This is a genomic window from Gemmatimonadota bacterium (genome assembly GCA_009841265.1).
Taxonomy (GTDB): domain Bacteria; phylum JAAXHH01; class JAAXHH01; order JAAXHH01; family JAAXHH01; genus JAAXHH01.
On record VXMB01000007.1, the window covers coordinates 501,098 to 519,754 of the forward strand.

Annotated in this window: 13 protein-coding genes; 8 read left to right on the forward strand and 5 right to left on the reverse strand. The window is 63.3% G+C overall.

Annotated features, from left to right (window positions below; genetic code table 11):
• Positions 1-12: 12 nt before the first annotated feature.
• The 3 genes from F4X08_03985 to F4X08_03995 form a co-directional block, all read right to left on the reverse strand.
• Positions 13-960, reverse strand: coding sequence for a 2-dehydropantoate 2-reductase (locus F4X08_03985; GenBank protein ID MYD24958.1), 948 nt, complete (start codon positions 958-960; stop codon positions 13-15).
• A gap of 254 nt (positions 961-1,214) precedes the next feature.
• The gene (nagB, locus tag F4X08_03990; protein ID MYD24959.1) at positions 1,215-3,065 is read right to left on the reverse strand and encodes a glucosamine-6-phosphate deaminase; all 1,851 of its coding nucleotides are present in this window, start codon (positions 3,063-3,065) and stop codon (positions 1,215-1,217) included.
• Between the two features lie 80 nt (positions 3,066-3,145).
• Positions 3,146-3,778 carry a class I SAM-dependent methyltransferase gene (locus F4X08_03995; GenBank protein ID MYD24960.1) on the reverse strand — a complete coding sequence of 211 codons (633 nt, stop codon included), beginning with the start codon at positions 3,776-3,778 and terminating at the stop codon, positions 3,146-3,148.
• Positions 3,779-3,966: 188 nt separating this feature from the next.
• Between F4X08_03995 and F4X08_04000 the strand changes: the two genes are divergently transcribed.
• Positions 3,967-4,821, forward strand: coding sequence for a sugar phosphate isomerase/epimerase (locus F4X08_04000; GenBank protein ID MYD24961.1), 855 nt, complete (start codon positions 3,967-3,969; stop codon positions 4,819-4,821).
• 84 nt (positions 4,822-4,905) lie between these two features.
• On the opposite strand, the gene F4X08_04005 is transcribed toward F4X08_04000, so the two are convergent.
• Complete coding sequence (locus F4X08_04005; GenBank protein MYD24962.1) at positions 4,906-5,877, reverse strand: phytanoyl-CoA dioxygenase family protein; 972 nt, start codon at positions 5,875-5,877, stop codon at positions 4,906-4,908.
• 298 nt (positions 5,878-6,175) lie between these two features.
• On the opposite strand from F4X08_04005, the gene F4X08_04010 reads away from it, so the two are divergent.
• The 7 genes from F4X08_04010 (at position 6,176) to F4X08_04040 (ending at position 16,331) form a co-directional block, all read left to right on the forward strand.
• Positions 6,176-6,766, forward strand: a complete 591-nt coding sequence (locus tag F4X08_04010; GenBank protein MYD24963.1) for a sigma-70 family RNA polymerase sigma factor — start codon at positions 6,176-6,178, stop codon at positions 6,764-6,766.
• 171 nt (positions 6,767-6,937) lie between these two features.
• Positions 6,938-7,432 (forward strand): hypothetical protein, encoded by a 495-nt coding sequence (locus F4X08_04015; protein ID MYD24964.1) that lies wholly within the window; start codon positions 6,938-6,940, stop codon positions 7,430-7,432.
• Positions 7,429-7,887, forward strand: coding sequence for a periplasmic heavy metal sensor (locus tag F4X08_04020; GenBank protein ID MYD24965.1), 459 nt, complete (start codon positions 7,429-7,431; stop codon positions 7,885-7,887). Before F4X08_04015 ends, F4X08_04020 begins: the two co-directional genes overlap by 4 nt.
• A 117-nt stretch (positions 7,888-8,004) precedes the next feature.
• A complete protein-coding gene (locus tag F4X08_04025; protein MYD24966.1) occupies positions 8,005-9,429 on the forward strand; it encodes an efflux RND transporter periplasmic adaptor subunit in 1,425 nt (474 codons plus the stop codon).
• Between the two features lie 42 nt (positions 9,430-9,471).
• Complete coding sequence (locus F4X08_04030) at positions 9,472-9,936, forward strand: hypothetical protein (GenBank protein ID MYD24967.1); 465 nt, start codon at positions 9,472-9,474, stop codon at positions 9,934-9,936.
• 27 nt (positions 9,937-9,963) lie between these two features.
• The gene (locus tag F4X08_04035) at positions 9,964-13,254 is read left to right on the forward strand and encodes an efflux RND transporter permease subunit (protein ID MYD24968.1); all 3,291 of its coding nucleotides are present in this window, start codon (positions 9,964-9,966) and stop codon (positions 13,252-13,254) included.
• A complete protein-coding gene (locus F4X08_04040; GenBank protein MYD24969.1) occupies positions 13,251-16,331 on the forward strand; it encodes an efflux RND transporter permease subunit in 3,081 nt (1,026 codons plus the stop codon). Before F4X08_04035 ends, F4X08_04040 begins: the two co-directional genes overlap by 4 nt.
• Here F4X08_04040 and F4X08_04045 read toward each other — a convergent pair.
• Positions 16,312-18,603, reverse strand: a complete 2,292-nt coding sequence (locus tag F4X08_04045; protein MYD24970.1) for a sigma-70 family RNA polymerase sigma factor — start codon at positions 18,601-18,603, stop codon at positions 16,312-16,314. The two genes, F4X08_04040 and F4X08_04045, sit on opposite strands and share 20 nt — an antisense overlap.
• Positions 18,604-18,657: the final 54 nt, after the last annotated feature.

Consider the following 18,657-nt stretch of genomic DNA (forward strand, 5'->3'; position numbering starts at 1 on the left):
TGCCGCCGCGGCTCAGGGCGCCTCGAAGGACACCTGCTCGCGGGTGCGCAGTTCCATCGGCCGAAGCGCATGGTAGATGAATTCGTTGACCGGCGTGGGCACGCCCGCGTCCCTTCCCATGCGGACCAGCGCGCCGGTCTGGGCCTCCAGTTCCGAGAACCGTTCTTCCATGATGTCCCGCTGCATGGAGGCGGTACCGCCGTATTCCACACTGTCCAGGATGGCCAGGGTCTGGGCCACGATGTCTTCCGGGAGGTTGACCTCCAGGGCGGTGGCCACCTGGTGGATTTCCTCCATGGCCGTCTCGAGGAGATGCCGCGTCCCGGGCTGGCTGCGGACGACGCCGATCGGCGCGCGGGTCACGCCGCCGATCCCGCTCCACGAGGCGATGAGGATGTACTTGCGCCACATGGCGGCCTGAATGTCCGCCGGAGTGTCGACGATGAGTCCCCTGGTGCCTTCGAAGGCCCGTCGCAGCCGGTCGACCCGTTCACTGGGCCGGTTGTCCCATTCGCCGAAATTGACGAAGGGTTCGTAGGCGACGTGCCGGATGAGACCCGGTTCTGCGATGAACGAGACGATCCCGCATACGCCGCCGAGTACGTGACGCCAGCCGAATTCCTTTGCGAGTTGCTCCGGGGTCTCCACCCCGTTTTCCATGGGCAGAATGCAGGTGTCCGGGCCGAGCAGGGGCCGGAGACCGTCGAGTGCGTCGGGCACCTGCCAGCACTTGACGCAGAGCATGACGACGTCCACGTCTCCGGCCTGCCTGGAATCTCCGATGGCCTCGATGGAGGGCAGCGTAAAGTCGCCCTTGGTGCTTTCCACGCGGAGACCGTCCCGCTGAAGGGCTTCCAGGTGCTCGCCGCGCGCGATGAAAACGACCTCTTCCCCCGCCTCGGCAAGCCGTCCGCCGTAATAACCGCCTACGCCTCCTGTACCGAATACCGCAATGCGCACATGTGCCTCCGCTGGTCCGGGAATCCCGGTCGATGAATCTATTGCCTTATGACGCCTTCCATATGACGCCGCGCCAGGTCGTTAGCCGCCTTCGACTCCGGTCCGGCGCCGTCAAGCAAGCAGGCCAATATAATGGAATGAAGTTCGGGAGATCAACTGCTTTTCGAGCGTTTTGGCAGGAGACTACGGCCAGCGTGACGCACGGAGAACAACGCGCTCGCCCCGCGGTTACGTCACGACCCGCCGCGGTTACGTCAACCCCCGCCGCGCTCGAGGACGAAGGCTTCCATGGCGTAGTACTGGGGAAAGCCCAGCTTGTCGAGACGCCGGGCCGTGTGGGTGTTGCGGTCCTGCACCCGCTCCCAGAATTCCCGGTCGTCGTAAGCGCCGGGGAACATGGCGGTGTCCTTCTGGGATTCGTGCCGGAAGATGGCCTGGATCTTGCGCTGGAGGTCTTCATAAGAAAGGGGGATGAAAACGTCCGCCTCGTCCACTTCCCACTCCTGCCAGGCGCCCCGGTAGAGCCATACGTCCGGGTCCGTCCGGTCATAGACGGCGAGGGCCTGGTCGATGACCTCCTTGCACATGCGGTGGGTGCCGTGGGGATCGGAAAGGTCTCCCGCGACGAAGACGACTTCGGGACGGATGTCGTTCAGCAGGTCGAGGACGATCCCCACGTCTTCTTCGCCGATGGGAAGCTTCTTCACCTGGCCGGTCTTGTAGAAGGGCAAGTCCAGGAACCGGGTCTTTTCCGGCGGGATGTCGAGCGTCGAAGCCGCCGCGATGGCTTCGGACCGGCGGATGTTGGTCTTGATGACCTGGACTTCGGGGATGTCCACCTGGCCGGCCTGTTTCGTCTCGATGAAGGACCGTACCTTGTCCACGATGCCGTCGAACTTCGCGTGCGCGCATCCCAGGTCCCGGAAGGTCAGGCCGATGAAATCGATGAGCCGCTTCACGTCCTCGTCGAAGACGGCGATGTTGCCGCTGGTCATGTAGGCGATGGTGATGTCGTTCCCGGCGCCGGACAAGCGGTACAGCGTGCCGCCCATGGAAATGACGTCGTCGTCGGGGTGGGGCGAGAAGCAGATGCATCGCTTGTTGGAGAAGAAGTCCTCGCGGCCGTAGATCTTGGCGCGGACCGCGTCGAAGGTCTTCCGGTTGAGCTCGTCGACCGAAGGGACGGTATCGACCAGGGAGTAGAGGTCGCAGGCGTTGTAGTCCCTTCGCTGCAGGTGCAATACCGGCTTTTCCACCTGCTCGCACAGCCAGAGCACGGCCCGTTGCGAGAGCTGGTCGGTCCAATCCACCGCGTGGTTGTTCAGCCAGGGACGCTTTACCCGGGTCAGCTCGCTGGACGCGGGCGGATCGATGAAGACCGTCGCGTTCGGGTGGTTCTGGAGGTAGCTGGCCGCCACCAGGGGGCTGACTTCGCCCTCCACCGCCTGGCGGATGATGGGCGCCTTGTGTTCGCCCGTGGCCATGAGGATGATGCGTTCGGCGTCGAGTATGGTACCCACACCCATGGTCACCGCCTCGATGGGCACGTTATCCTCGCCGAAGAAATCGGAGGCGGCGTCCTTGCGCGTGCTCTCGTCCAGCCGGATCAGCCGGGTGCGGGTGTTCGGCAGGGAGCCCGGCTCGTTGAATCCGATGTGGCCGGTGCGCCCGATGCCCAGGAGCTGGATGCCGATGCCGCCCACGGACCGGATCCGTTCCTCGTACCAGGCGCAGTGATCCTCGATCTCCTCCGGGGCCAGGTCGCCCAGGGGGATGTGGACCTGGTCCGTGGGTATGTCGACGTGGTCGAAGAGATACTCGTGCATGTAGCGGTGATAGCTCTGGGTCGACCGCCGCGACATGGGGTAGTACTCGTCGAGGTTGAAGGTGACGATGTTCTCGAAACTGACGCCGCCGCGGTGAAGCGCGATCAGCTCCCCGTACACGTCGATGGGCGTGGAACCCGTGCAGAGGCCCAGCACGGCCATCTTGCCCGCCTGTGCGCGCGCCTGCGCGTACGATACGATCTCCGCGGCGACGGTCCGCGAAAGCGCCTTGTGGTCGGGACAGAGGGCGACGGGAATGTGTTCGGTGGCGGGATGCATAAATAACGTTCCGGTCAAACGTGTGACGATGTGTGGCGACGGTTACGCCGGGTGACGACAATTACGCCGTGCGGCGACGGCTACGCCGTGGGTTTCTGTCCCGAGGCCACGAAGATCCCGATGCGGGCGAAATCGTCGCAGCAGGTCGACTGTACTTCGCAGCATGTACCGGCGTCGTCCACGCGGACGTCCCGCAGCCCCGCCGCCTCGAACCAGGTCCTGATATCGGTTCGCTTGAACCCCAGCCACCGGTCGTGGTGCTCTTCGCGCAGAAACTCGAACTCGTGCTCGTCCGCGTCCGTGATCACCAGTTTCCCTCCCGGTTTCAGGATTCTCGCCATCTCCCGGATGGCGTCCGGCGGGGATTCAACGTGATGGAGACACATGTTGGCGAAGGCGTAGTCGACCGCTTCACCGGGAATGGGCAGGTCCTCCGCGTTTCCGACGCGATAGTCGATCGCCGGGTACCCGGCAAATTTCGTCTTCATTTCGTCCAGGATGACTTCGGACTGGTCGACGGCGATCACCCGCAGTCCTTCCACGATCAGGCCCTGCGAGATAAACCCCGTGCCCGCGCCGATGTCGGCGGCGACTCTGCCCGGTTCGACCGAGGCGGCCGCAAGAGCGCTTACACGGACATCGTCGGAATAATACCCTTCGCGCATTTCGTCCCAGTCCGGGGCGACGCGATCGAAGAAGTCCTTGCTGCTCAATGGCAAGCCTTTCCCTGGGTGTGCCTTCCTGCGGAATCGCAACCGGCACCTTGATATAATTGCCTACGTTCAATATACATATATTATCAAATTACACGCGAAAGTGTCAATTCCTTCGCGAACCCGTGACCGGTCGTTCACGTAACTGATTTAAACAACAAGAGTTAATTCATCATTTCCCATCCCTCATGAGACTTTGCCTGGATAGTTTCGTCCCGCCTCTCGACCGGATCACGAAGGGAACCGCAAGCTGGGTCAGGGAGCTGGGTTTCTCCGTCGTGGGCGTGGACCTGGAACCGGCCGTGCCGGTCGATGCGAACGCCTGTCGCGCAGTCCGCGAGATCCTCGAGCGGGAAGGCGTCTCCATCGGACAGGTCTGGAGCGTGGGCACGCCGCTCGTGCGTCCGGATCCCGATGATTCCGCGACCCATCTCGAGGTCCTGCGCGAGCGCGTGCCCCTGGCCGCGGCTCTCGGCTGCCGGGTGCTGCTCACGGAGGCCGGCGGCATGCACCCGGCGAACGCCTGGTATCCCCACCCGGAGAACCACGGCGAAGAAGCGCTGGCACGCCTCGTCGCGGCGTTGAAGGACGTCGCGCCCTTCGCCGCGGACCACGGCGTTATCATCGCGCCGGAGATGTCGCTGATGACGATCCTGTCTACGGTAGCCCGGGCGGAAGCCATGGTCGCGGAAGTCGGCCACCCCGGCGTCGGGATCAACTTCGATCCCGCCAACATCCTGGATCCCCTGTCCCTGTTCGATTCCGGTGCGTTCGTGAACGACGCCTTCGACCGCCTGGGAAGCCGCATCGTGAACGTCCACGCCAAAGACGCGGCGGCCCGGGACGTGCCGCTCATCGTGCATCTCGAGGAACGGCCCGCCGGGCAGGGCGTGCTGGACTACGATCGCCTGTTGCGCCGCGCGGCATCCCTGCCGGAGTGGACGTGCATCGTCGTGGAGCACCTGGCCGATTACGGACAGGTGGATGTGGTGAGGCGGTTCCTGGTGGAATCGGCCGAAAAGGCGAGCGTGCGGTTCGAGTAACCGGCCGCGGGTGACCTCCCGGCTCGGGACAGGTTGGTGCGCTGCGCGGTGCCGGCATCATGGGCAACCGGCCGCGGGTGGCTCCTACGCGCAGAGCTCGTGGTCTTTGCTCCACCGGTTGAAGGACGGGTTGGGCAGACCGGCGAGGGCGTCCCTGGCATCCAGCCACATCTGGTTCCAGGCCACGGGATCAGTCAGGATACGCTCCGGGTTGGCCGAACTGCGGGCCACGAATCCGGGAAAAGCGCCTCGTCCCGACGCCTGGCCGATGGGGTTGTAGCGCAGGTCGTAGCTCCACCGGATCTCGTTGCTCTTGTTGGGCAGCGACGAGTGGCAGGTGTGCTTGTGCAGGAACAGGACGTCGCCGGGCTTTGTCGGCTGGGGAACGGCCGTGGACCGGTCCTTTACCTTCTCGGGGATTTCGAGGCCCCAGATATCGGGACAGTGGTGAAGCAGCCCGTCGCGGTGGCTTTCGGGGATGACGGCCAGGCATCCCTGGTCGACGGTCGCCTCCTTCAGCGAAAACCAGACCGTCAGCATGTCAGTGTCGTCGGCCTCTTTCGTGACGACGCCGTTGTCCTGGTGCCACGGGGATATTCCGAGTTGAATGCGACCCGTGTTGGGGTTGATCGGCGTCAGGTGCTCGGGCAGCTTGATGCGCACGTGCTGGACCGGGTTGGAGTAGATCTCCGGACCGATGAAGCACTCCACGGCGTCAAGCAGCCGGGGGTTGGTCAGGACGTTGAACACCGCGGGACCGCACCAGAACGGTGTGTCTTCCTTGATATTACCCTGGGGCAGGGTGAAATCGAAATACTGCTGGTGTACCATGCCGCTCTCACCCCAGACTTTCGTGATGCGTTCGCCGAACGGCAGGTCTTCGTACCTGGATTCGATTCTACCAGCCAGGAAGAGCTCTTCCGCCAGTTGATCGAGCACGGTTCCGTACTCCTCGATCACGGGGTCGAGTACAGATTCCTGGTCCAGCAGGCCCCGCACCATCAGGTATCCCTGGTCTTCGAAGAAGGCCATCTGTTCGTCGGAAATGGGTGACATTACAACCTCCCTATCGCCTTTCGCCGGGGTCTGGCGGGTCGTCCGCGTCAGGACGCGTCAACATATAGACAAGAATTCGGCGCGTCAGCGGTATATTCTGGGTGGAACCGGGTTCGACGTTATACTATTCATATTGTATAGTCGGCAAGTATAGTCGGCCGGTCATATTATAGCGGCCGTTCGGACCGCGCGCAAGGGAAGATGGTTCGCGGTTCTCGATAGCGGTTCCATAAATTCGCAACCGGTGTTTGTGTTGGCGGCGCCCGCGTCGTGCCCGATCCGCCGCATTGACTGAAAGGTGCCGTTGACCGTGGCCGAAAACCATCGATCTGGACCGGGACGGGATGATGCGCCGGATGACCGGCAGGAGGTCTTTCAAAGGCTCTTCGACGCGTGGCACGGACGCATCTACCAGACCTGCTTCCGGCTCATGGGACACCCGCAGGAGGCGGAGGACATCACCCAGGACGTTTTCGTACGGGCCATGCAGGCTTACGACCGGTTCCGGGGCGACGCCGACCCGGGCACGTGGCTTTACCGTATCGCGGTGAACCAGTGCCTCAACGTCCGGCGCCGAAAACGCCGGCTGCAGTGGCTGGCCCTGGACTTCTGGAACGAGGGCGTTGACGAGACGACATCGACCGGAGACCGAAGCGGCGGTGTCGAGGACGCACTTCAGCAGACGGACCGGGAGCGCATCGTCGGGAAGGCTATCGACGCGCTCCCCGAACGGCAGCGCACGGCCCTGATCCTCTCTCATTTCGAGCGCATGTCCTACAAGTCTATCGCCGAAGCCATGGACTGCACGCCTTCCGCGGTGGAGTCCCTGCTGCACCGGGCCAAGACCAATCTCGCCAGGCGCCTGCGGCCGCACCTGGGCGAGCTGTGATTCGTTCGCGCGGCCCCGCCGCAATACGTGGGCCGGTCCAGCCGCATCGAGTTGCACAAAAAACGAATGGATCGGGTGATCGGGTTGTCTAAGCGTACAGATAGGGACAGTCAGTGAAGCGACCGCACCGTCCCACGGACCCACAGGATCATCAACAGGCGGGCGAACATCATGAATCAACGGTACTTCGAAGACCGGATCATGCTCTATATCGACGGAGATCTTCCGCCCGATGAAAGGACCCGGTATGAAGAATACCTGCGTACCCATCCGCGATACCGCGAGCGGGTCGACGCGCTTCGTCAGGCCTGGAATTCGGATAACCTGCTGAACGTGACCGGGCCTACCCTGCGGCTGCGTACGCGTTTCGAGGCCGCGCTCCGGGGCGAAGACATCATCGAAACCGGCCCGACAGTGGGGACGCGGATCGCCTGGCTTGCCCGTCCGGCGCTGATGGCCGTTACGCTGGTCGCGGGCATCCTGATCGGGACCTATCTCGGCAGCGGCACCAACGGAGATATGGCGGGGATCGAACCGTTACCCGTGCAAACCGGCGTAGTGGCTTACTCTTTTGCCAATGACCTGCAGGAAATCTCATCCGAGCCGGTGGAACAGGAATTCCTGCTGCTGGACTGGGTCGAAACAGGGGACGATACCGGACGATGAAGAAGAAGCTGATCATATGGGGCGTGGTCCTGCTGACGGTCATCAACCTGGCTTCGCTGGCGACGCGCGCATACCATCGCTGGGGCGACGACGAGCGCCGCAGCCGGGAGGACCGGCGCGAGGCAAGGATGTCCATCACCGAACGGCTCGGCCTCACCGAGGCCCAGGTGGAACAGGTCAGGCAGATGCGGACCGAACTCGGAGATCAACTGACGCCCTACCGGGATGGTTACCGTGAAAAACGGGACCAGTTGTACGATCTGCTCATGGCGCCGGACGTCGACCGCGGGGAGATCGACCGGGTCAAGGCGCAGATGGATTCGCTCCAGGCGGAGCGGGAAGCCATCGTCTTCGACTACATCGTGGCACACAAGGAAGTGCTTACCCCGGAGCAGCAGACGGAATTCTTCACCATGATCAAGGAGCGGTTCCGAAGCGGATACCGTCGTAGATAGCGGGGCCGGCCGCGTGTGTGCCCGGGAAAGCCTGGAGGGCGTCGGAAAAAACCCGCGGCGCAGCTGGGAAGACGTTGAAACCGGATTGTGAAGGATCTACCATCGGAGGAGCAGTTCATGTTCAAGCGGCTTGGGATAAGTAAACTGGCGTACTGGCCCGTTGTGCTGGCGATCGCAGGCGTCCTCGCCTGCGGCGGCGGTGAGGAGGAGTCGGAAGACGCTGCGCAGAATCAGCGCGGCGGCCGGCCCGGGATGGGCGCCATGGCGCGTACCGGCGCTTCCATACCGGTGGAGGTGAAGACCGTGGGCCGCGGCAACATCGCCGCGACGCTGCTGACCTACACGTCCCTCGAGGCGGAGCGGCACGTGGACGTGGTCTCGCGCACGCAGGGGCTCGTGAAGTCGATCCTGGTCGAGGAGGGAGACCGGGTGACGGAGGGGCAGCCGCTGGCCCAGCTCGACACCGACGCGCTGGAATTGACGCTCAGGGAGCGGGAAGTGAACATGAACAGCCTGGAATCGAACTACAAGCGGTCCCAGGAACTGTTGGAGCAGGAGTTGCTCAGCAGCCAGGAATTCGAGCAGACCAAGTTCCAGTACGAGGCCGCCGCGACCCAGTACGAGTCGGCGAAGCTTCAACTGGAATACGCCACGATCCGCAGCCCTTTCTCAGGCATCGTCACGGAGCGGCTGGTCGAGGTCGGCAACCTGGTGAACGCGAATGACGTGGTATTCCGGACGGCGGACCTCGATCCGCTGCTCGCCCGCATTCACGTGCCCGAGAAGGACATCGGACAGGTTCGGCCGGGGCAGTCGGTGCGCATCAACGTGGAAGGGTCTGACCAAACCCACACGGGCCGGGTCGCTCTGATCAGTCCCATCGTGGATCCCGAGAGCGGCACGGTAAAGGTCACGGTGGAAATCCGGGACCGGATGGGCACGTTGAGACCGGGCATGTTTACCACGGTGAACCTGGTGATCGCGATCCAGGAGAACGTGCTGCAGGTCGAGAAGAAGGCCCTGGTAGCCGAGGCCGAGGGATCCTACGCCTTCCTGTTCCAGGACGGTACGGCCGAAAAACGGCTCCTTGAAATCGGCATCGCGGAAGGGGATTACGTGGAGGTGCTGTCGGGTCTGTCAGACGGCGACTCCATCATCACCGTGGGCCAGGAGGGGCTCCGAAACGGCGCGCCCGTTCGCATCGCGGGACAGATACCGCCCGCCGCGGAAGGCATGGGCGGTGGACCGGCGGGCATGGGCGGTTCAGCCGGTGAAGCGTCCCAGGCGCCCGCCGCGCGGCCGGCGAGCGCAGGAGAAGGAACCGGCGGCCAGCCAGGCGGGATGGGCGGCGGACGCATGATGGCCATGGACCTAGACCAGATGAAGGAGCGGATGTTCCAGAACCCGGACATCAAGGCGGCTTATGACAAGCAGGTGGAAGAAGATCCGAGCTTCGCGGAAGACGAAGAAAGGCAACGTACGTTCCTTATCCAGCAGATGCGCCAGATGCGTGCGCAGCGCGGAGGGGGACGGCAGCAGTAACATGTACGCTCTATCAACTTTCACATTCGTGGGAGGTGAGTCATGCGTTGTTTGATCATTGCACTCATATTGGTGATTGCATTACCGGCCGCGGCCCAGGACGATCAGAAACTCGAGGAACTGATCCAGCGGTCCCTGACCTTGGAAAGCCCCGATCCGGCCAAGCTGGAAGAGGTCGAAAAACAGTTTCGGACCGCCTATGCGAAGCTGCACGAACTGTGCAACTGCGAACCGGCCGATATAGGCGAGGTGCTGGCCACTGCATGGGATGAAGTGCGGAAGGCGGAATTCAAGGACGGTTTCCTCGAGACGGTCGAGATGTTTCAACTGACGCTGGACGGCGTTCGCAGCGAGCTGGATTCGGCCGGCGCATACACGCCGTCGCTTCAGATATGTCAGCAGTATGCAGACCTCTACGTCTCTGCCCGCCGCGAGGCGCCGACCATGGATGACGCGCGAAAGGCCCTGGTCGAGATGATCCACAATCTGATCGGCGACGAGCATTGAAACGAAAGGTAATACGGTAGAGGATTCATGAAAATCATCGGTTTCTCCATCGGCAGGCCCGTCACGATCATCATGCTGATGACGGCGATGCTGCTCTTCGGTACCATCGCCTTCTCGCGGCTGCCCATCAATCTGCTCCCGGACATCACGTACCCGACCCTTACGGTGCGCACCGAGTACGTCGGCGCCGCGCCGAACGAGATCGAGAACCTCATTTCCGAGCCCATCGAAGAGGCGGTGGGCGTGGTGACCGGCGTGGTGCGCGTCAGCTCCATTTCCCGCCCCGAGCGGTCCGACGTCATCCTGGAGTTCGAGTGGGGCACCAACATGGATTTCGCCAGCCTGAACGTGCGGGAGAAAATCGACCTGCTCAACCTGCCCCAGGCGGCGGAGAAACCCATCCTCCTCCGGTTCGACCCGAGCCTCGATCCGATCCTGCGTATCGCGCTGTCCGGCAACGAAAGCCTCACCGCCCTTCGGATCATGGCGGAAGAGGAGATCAAGCGCGAGCTGGAAGCCCTCGAGGGCGTCGCCGCCGTCAAGATCAGCGGCGGCCTGGAAGAGGAAATCCACGTGGAGCTGGACGAGTCCAGACTGGCCAGCCTCGGCATACCCATCACCCAGGTGGCCACCCGGCTCGAGCAGGAGAACGTCAATCTCGCGGGCGGCACCATTAAGGACGGCGAGACGGAATACCTGGTGCGCATCCTGAACGAGTTCCAGGCCGTGGACGAGATCGGCGACATCATCGTCGGGCAGGTCAACACCGTGCCCATCCTGCTTTCCGACGTCGCCTCGGTGACGAAAAGTCACAAGGAACGCAAGCTTTCCGCGCGGATCGACGGCCGGGAGAGCATCGAGATCGCCATCTACAAGGAAGCCGGGACCAATACGATACAGGTGGGGCGCGTGGTCAAGGACCGGTTGGATTCGGTGCGGGAGACCGTGGCGGGACTCACCTCCGGGGTGAACCTGGAAGTCGTCTTCGACCAGTCGATCTTCATCCAGCAGTCGGTGGACGAGGTGCTCAAGACGGCCATTTACGGCGGTATCCTCGCCATCCTGGTCCTGTACCTGTTCCTGCGCAGCTCGAGCAGTCTCATCATCGGCGTGTCCATCCCGATCTCGGTGGTCACCACCTTTTTCTTCCTCTACGCCTTCGACGTCTCGTTGAACATCATGTCCCTCGGCGGCCTGGCCCTGGGGGTGGGGATGCTGGTGGACAACTCCATCGTGGTCCTGGAAGGCATCGACCGGCACCGAAGGCGAGGGGGCGACCAGCCCGTTGCGGAACGGGTGCGCCTCGGCGCGTCCGAGGTCGGACAGGCCGTCGTGGCCGCGACGCTGACCACGGTGTGCGTATTCGTGCCTATCGTCTTCGTGGAAGGCATCGCCGGGCAGTTGTTCCGGGACCTGGCGCTGGCCGTTACTTTTTCGCTTATCGTGGCCACCCTGGTGGCCGTAACCCTGATCCCGGTGATATCGTCGATCCTGCACCGCGAACGGGATGCGTTCGCGGATGACGGGGACGACCTGTCCGCGCAGGATCCGGCCACGGCGATGGGAAAGATCCGGTCCGTGATCGGGACCGTCTGGACCGCATTCTCCCGTGGGCTGGGATACATCATTACCGGCGTATTCTACCTCGTCAGGTGGGTGCTTTTCTCGGCCTGGGGACTGGTGCGCGTCCTGCTCTGGCCAGCGGGCTGGGTGTTCGACCGGATCTTCCCGGTCATCCGCCGGGCCTACCCGCCTTTCCTCCGCTGGGCCCTGGCCAACCGCGTGCTTACGCTGTTCACCGGGACCGCCCTGCTGGCGGGTTCCCTCTATGTTGTCCCCACGATCGGCATCGAGCTGATCCCCCAGATGAGCCAGGGCGAGTTCTTCGTCAACGTGAAGCTGCCCGTGGGCACGCCGCTGCCTGTTACCGAGGACGCATTGAATCGCATGTCGGCGATCGCCCGGGACTACCCTGAAGTAAGCACGGTGTACGTGCTGGCGGGAACCATGGGCCAGTCCGGCGGCAACGCGGGCGAGGAGCGGGAAAACATCGGGCAGTTGCACATCCGGCTGGAACCGGGCCTTCGCGGCGCGGTGGAAGAGGACGTCATGAACCGCCTGCGGGACAGCTTCGCGCCCATTCCGGGCATCGAGGCGCCCGAGTTCGCCCGTCCCGCGCTCTTCAGCTTCAAGAACCCGGTGGAGGTGGAAGTCAGCGGGTACAACCTGACCCGGCTCACGGAAGTCTCCGAGGAACTCGCGGCGGAGATGTCCACGGTACCCGGCCTGACCGACGTGAAAGCCAGCATGGAGGGCGGGAACCCGGAAGTGCAGATCCTTTTCGACCGCCGGAAGCTCGCCAACCTGGGGCTCAACCTGGGCACGGTCACGCAGATCGTGCAGAACAAGGTCCAGGGCAACGTGGCCACGGAGCTCACCCGCCGCGACCGGAAGATCGACATCCGCGTGTGGGCGGAGGACGAGACCCGGCTGAGCCTGGACGCCATCCGGCGGCTGGTGGTGAACCCGGAGGGCACGGTGCCCGTGCCGCTGGCGGCCGTGGCGGAAGTCCGCGTCGCCCAGGGTCCGAGCGAGATCCGGCGGGTCAACCAGCAGCGGGTGGCCATCGTGTCCGCGGGTCTTACGGACCGTTCGCTCGGCGATGCGGCTGAAGACATCCAGGGGATCATAGACGGCTTCATGCTGCCCATCGATTTCGTCGTGGGCATCAAGGGGCAGAACGAGGAAATGCAGGTGGCCTTCGCGAGCCTGCAGTTCGCCATTCTGCTCTCGATCTTTCTCGTCTACCTGGTCATGGCGTCCCAGTTCGAATCGCTGCTCCATCCCTTCGTGATCATGTTCACTTTCCCCTTCTCGATCATCGGCGTCGTCGCGACGCTGGTGCTCACGGGCCAGACGATCAGCGTCGTCGTGCTGATCGGGGTGATCATGCTCACCGGGATCGTGGTGAACAACGCTATCGTACTGGTGGATTATATCAACCAGTTGCGACGCGGGGGCACCGAACTGCAGGAGGCCATTGTCGAGGCGGCGCAGACGCGCCTCTGGCCCATCATGATGACGACGGCGACCACGGTCCTCGGCCTGCTTCCGATGGCCATCGGCGTCGGTGAAGGCGCCGAGTTGCGTGCGCCTATGGCCATCACCGTGATCGGTGGCCTGATCGCCGGAACGATGGTGACGCTGGTCCTGGTGCCGCTCATCTACATGACGATCGAGTCGGCCATGGCAAGAGTGTACGGGCTGTTTACAAGAACCGCCGGGCAACCGGTGTCCCAGGAGGTGGTAGAGGCATGAGCATCGCCGAATTTTCCGTAAACCGACCGGTGACGACGATCATGATCATCGTCAGTGTCGTCACCCTGGGTATGATTTCCTATACCAAGCTGCCGCTGATGTTCCTGCCGGACATGTCCTTCCCGTCCCTGAACGTCAGCGTGCCGTATCCTTCCTCGTCGCCCGAGGAAGTGGAACGGCTGATCACGCGGCCGCTGGAGGACGCCTTCGGCACGCTGAGCAACATGAAGAGCATGGAGTCCCGTTCCAACGACGACAACGCGCGTGTCCGCATCGAGTTCGAGACGGGGACGGACATGAACATGGCGGCCATGGAGGTCCGGGACCGGATCGACCAGGTCCGGGGTGAACTGCCCGACGACGTCGAACGCATAACCATCCGGCGCTGGAACCCGAACGATATGCCCATCTACAACTTCAGCGTCGCATGGAATGGGGACCCCGCCGAGTTCTACAACATCGTCACCAAGGTGATCCAGCCGCGCATCCAGCGCGTGGACGGCGTGGCGAACGTTGAAATCAGCGGGATGATCGACAAGCAGTTGCTCGTGCACGTGGACAGCGAGAAGCTGCAATCCCACAACCTCGATCTATTCAATCTCAGCCAGACCCTGACGCAGAACAACGTCACCATGACGGCCGGGACCGTCACCGAGGGCGGGAAGAAGTACTCAGTGCGTTCCGTGAACGAGTACCGGGCCGCCGAAGAGGTGGCGAACCTGCCCATACCGGGCACGACCCTTTCGCTTCGCGACGTGGCGGAGGTAAAGTACGACTATCCGGAAGACAACAGTTTCCAGCGCCTGAACGGGGTCGACGCAGTCACGATCCGGGTGTACAAGACGTCTACGGCCAACATCGTGGACGTAGCGCAGCGCACCCAGTCCGTGCTGGACGAACTCGAGACGCAGCCCCAGTTCGCGGACCTTGAAACGCGGGTCTTCTTCGACCAGTCGCAGAGTATATCGGACCGGCTTTCGGACCTGCGGAACACGGGACTGCTGGGCGGCATGCTGGCCGTCATCGTGCTGTTCCTCTTCTTGCGGAACGTGCGGAGCACCATGATCATCGGCCTGGCGATCCCCATATCGATCATCTGCACCTTCACCTTCATGTACCTGCTGCGCCAGGGCGCCGGGTCCACGGTTTCCATCAACCTGATCTCGCTCATGGGCCTGATGCTGGCGGTAGGCATGCTCGTGGACGCGGCCGTCGTGGTGCTCGAGAGCATCTACCGGCATCGCCAGGAGGGCAACCTGCCGGCTCGGATCGCGGCCGTCGTGGGTACCCGCGAGGTAACCATGGCCATCATCGCGGCCACGGCGACGACCCTCTGCGTGTTCATGCCCCTGGTCTTCCTGGGCGGCGGCAGCCGGTTCATGCTCTTCATGAAGGACTTCGTCGTCACCTTCTGCATCGTCATGGTCGCGGCCGTCTTCATCGCGCTTACGCTCATACCGCTGGTATCGTCGAGGCTGTTCAACCGGCCGTTGGGCAAGCCCTCGGCGTTCTTCGCGAGGCTGTCGGGCTTGTACACGACGGTCCTGGCCTGGAACCTCAAGCACCGCTTCGTCACGGTAGTTTCCTTCGCCGCGATCCTCTACGGCAGCTACTGGCTGTACCAGAACATCGAGACGGAGTTCCAGCCCATGGCGCCGACACGGGACATCGCGATAGCCGCGGACCTGCCGGGCAGCTACAACATCGAGGACGTCAAGGCCGTATTCACGGACGTGGAGACGCTCCTGCTGGACCGCAAGGAGGACTTCCACATCGAATCCATTTCGTCCTACGGCAGCCTGCGTCGGGCCAATATCCGCATCGTGCTGACTCCGCCGGAGGAGCGGCAGGAGTCGGCCACGCAGCTTCAGACCCGGATCACCAGGGCGCTGCCTGAAATCGCCGGCGTACAGTGGAGACCCGGTCGCATGCGGCGTTACGGCGGCGGGCAGTCGGGTGTGGACGTCGAGCTGAAGGGCGACAACATGGCGGTGCTTTCCAACATCGCCCAGGATATCCGGACCCGGATGGAGGTCATCCCGGGCCTCAAGGACGTGGATACCAGCCTGGAGCGGGGCGACGAAGAGATCCAAGTACAGGTCGACCGGGCCGTGGCGCAGACGTACGGGATCTCGCCGAGGCAGGCTGCACGTACGGTACAGGCGGCGCTGAGCAGCCGGGCGAGGGGCAAATTCAAGGCCGACGACCGCGAGGTGGACATCCTGCTGCACCTCGAGGAAGAGGACCGCGCCAGCATGCAGAAGCTGCAGAACATGACGTTCGAGCGGGCCGAAGGCGGCATGATCCCCGTGGGGAACCTGGCCAGTTTCTCCAGGCAGAAGGGACCCGACGCCATCGAGCGGAAGGACCGGGAATCGCAAGTTGAAGTAGGCGGAAATACGACAGGGCCGGGCACGCGTGCCATAAACACCCAGGTGACGGAGATGATGGAAAGCATCGAACTGCCGCCGGGCTATTCGTGGAGCATGGGGCGCAATTTCAACATGATGCGGGAATCCCAGGGCGAGTTCCTCTTCGCCATCATGCTGTCCGTGGTCCTGATCTACCTGATCATGGCGGCCATATCGGAGTCCTTCATCCAGCCCTTCACGATCCTGTTGTCGGTGCTCTGCGGACTGGTGGGCGCCTTCATCGTGTTCTACCTGTCGGGGACGACGCTGAACACGAACTCGTACCTCGGGGTCATCGTGCTATCCGGACTGGCGGTCAACAATGCCATTGTGCTCATCGACCACGTGAACCATTTGCGCCGGGAGGGGATGACCCGCACGGAGGCCCTGCTCCTGGGCGGCCGGCACCGGTTGCGGCCGATCCTGATGACGTCGTTGACGACCATCTTCGGCCTGATGCCCATGGTGGCCCCCCTCCTCTTCCCCGAGTTCTTCGGTCCCGTGGAAGACCGCGGCGCCAACCAGTGGGGCCCGGTCAGCCTGGCCCTGGTGGGCGGCCTGACCACTTCCGGCATCCTGACGCTCATCCTGCTGCCGACGGTCTACACCATCTTCGAGGACCTGAGCAACTGGGTCACGTCGAGCGTCAAGCGGGCCTGGGCGTAGGCTGGCGCAGCAGCGCCGCCACGTCCCCGTGGCCTTCCTTCTCGGCACCGTAGAGCGGTTGGGCCCAGACCGACTCGGCCGGTACGGTCGGGTCGGCGCCCTGGTCCAGCAGGAAACGCACCATTTCCGCCTTCCCGCTGCGCGCCGCTGCCGCCAGGGGTGTTCCCCCGTATTCGAGCTCGATCGCATCGATGTCGGCACCGAGTTCCAGGAAAGCACGAGCCGCCGCGACATCGCCCTTTTCGGCACAGCCGTGCAGAAAGGTCCGGCCGATCCAGTTGGCGCGGCACAGGTCGAGGCCGTGGCCGGCCAGGGTGCGGATCATATCGGGATCCGAGGGGTAGTTTCCACCCCATATGTCCGTCAGACGGAAAAGATCGCCGACGTCCGGCGTGTTTTCCAGAAAGACGTTGATGAGTTCGGCATTGTTCCGTCCCATTAACTCATGCAGAAACTGAGGATGCGAAACGACGGCTCCTCCCTCGCGCACGGCCCGTTCCAGTTCCGAATCGTCCACCATGGCAAAGGGCGGCGTCACGGCGCCATACTCGTGCAACATGGCCTGCATCCGATGGCCGTCTGTGCCATGATTGTACTCGACAGTAGTCAAACAAGATCCGGATGAGTCCACCTCGGCGTTTGGATCGGCACCGCGTTCGAGCAGCAGTTTCGCCGTCTCAATGTGGTTGCCCGAGCAGGCGCCGAATAGTGCTCCGCCGCGCGGTGCGTTTTCTTCCGGCAGGTTGGGGTCGGCACCCAGGTCCAGCAGTTTTTCGACGATCTGTGTGTGTCCCCTGCCGGCGGCATAGGCAAGCGGACTGCGTCTGCCGGCATCGAGCGTGCGGGCCAGGACCGGGTTGGACGCCAGTACCGCATCGACCCGGTTCTCATCGCCGGCCGCACAGGCGACGCTCAGGGCGTACTCCGCGCCGCAGGCGAGAAGGTGCCGCGTGATGACCCAGGTATCTTTCGGGGCCTCCGTCGGCAGATCGCGCGATCGGAACCAGTAGTCCCCGTTGAGTGAGACCAGCAGTGGGGTCTGGCCGTCGGCGCGGCGGGCTTCCAGGTCGGCGCCCCGAGCAACGAAGATATCCACCAGGTCGTTCTGCCGCGTGATCACCGCCCAGTGCAGGGGGCCGTTGCCCAATGCGTCTGATGCGTGTATCAAGTTGGCCCGGGCGGCCAGCACCACCTCCACACGCGCCTGGTCACGGCTTTTTATCGCGTCCGCCAGCTCCTCGAAAGCTGGATCGTACCCGAATCGTTCCCGCATCGCCGCCTCGAGCAGCGCCTGTACGCTGTTGAAGCCGCGCTCCTGCGAGATGTCCAGCAGCTTGTCCCACGAATTGTACGTATATCGCGACTGGCCCGGGTCGGCACCGGCCTGCAACAGCAGTTGGACCACCTCGGCATGGCCCTCGCGCACTGCCATGTGGATGGGAAACTGGTACCAGTACTGGGCATTGACCAGCCTGGGGTCGCGGTCCAGCATCGCGCTGACCCGCGCCAGGTCGCCTGCTCCGCTGGCGCAAAACAACGCCCAGGCCTGGTGGCCGTCTACGGCTTCGATCCCATACTGGTAGCGTTCGGTCTTCAGGTCATCGGGCTGGAGCAGACTTGCGATCCGTTGCGCGAAGCGATCGTCGCGCGAGGGTGCCTGTCCAGGTATTTCCCTTTCAGCCATTTTCAACATCTCCTTTCGTAGCCGTTTGCGAGCCGATCGCAGCCGGTTGTTGACCGTCGACGCCGACAGGCCCAGAAACGAGCCGACTTCCCGGTGCGAATACGTCGAAATGTAGAACAGCAGGACCGACATGCGCTCTTCGTCGGGCAACCGGCCTATCGCGGCCATGACCCGGGTTTTCTCATCACGCGACTCCAGTTCCTCTCCCGGGTCGGCCGTCACCAGCGATCCCACCGTCGCCAGCGATTGAGCCGCCACCAGCGTTTCCGCCGCCGCGTGTTCGATGGCCGCAACATGCTCGATCGCGACGGGTTGCCGCTTGCGCAATACACGGCTGCAGCGCATGAAGACGATCCGCTTGAACCATCCTGGAAACGCAGCCGGTTCGTGCAGGCGCGGCAGTTCGGTCCAGGCGCCGACGAAGGCCTCCTGTGCGGCGTCTTCGGCAAGGTGGAAATCGCCCAGCAGGGCGGAGGCGTAGCCCACCGCCATGTCCTGGAACCGGAGGACGATGTCGTCGTAGGCTGCGCGGTCGCCGGTCTGGGCACGGACGACCAGTGAAGAGAGATTGGATTCGCTCATAGGCATTCACCCATAAGCACCGGCGACGAGGTTGTTCTGGTAGGTTTTTTCGAATTGGCG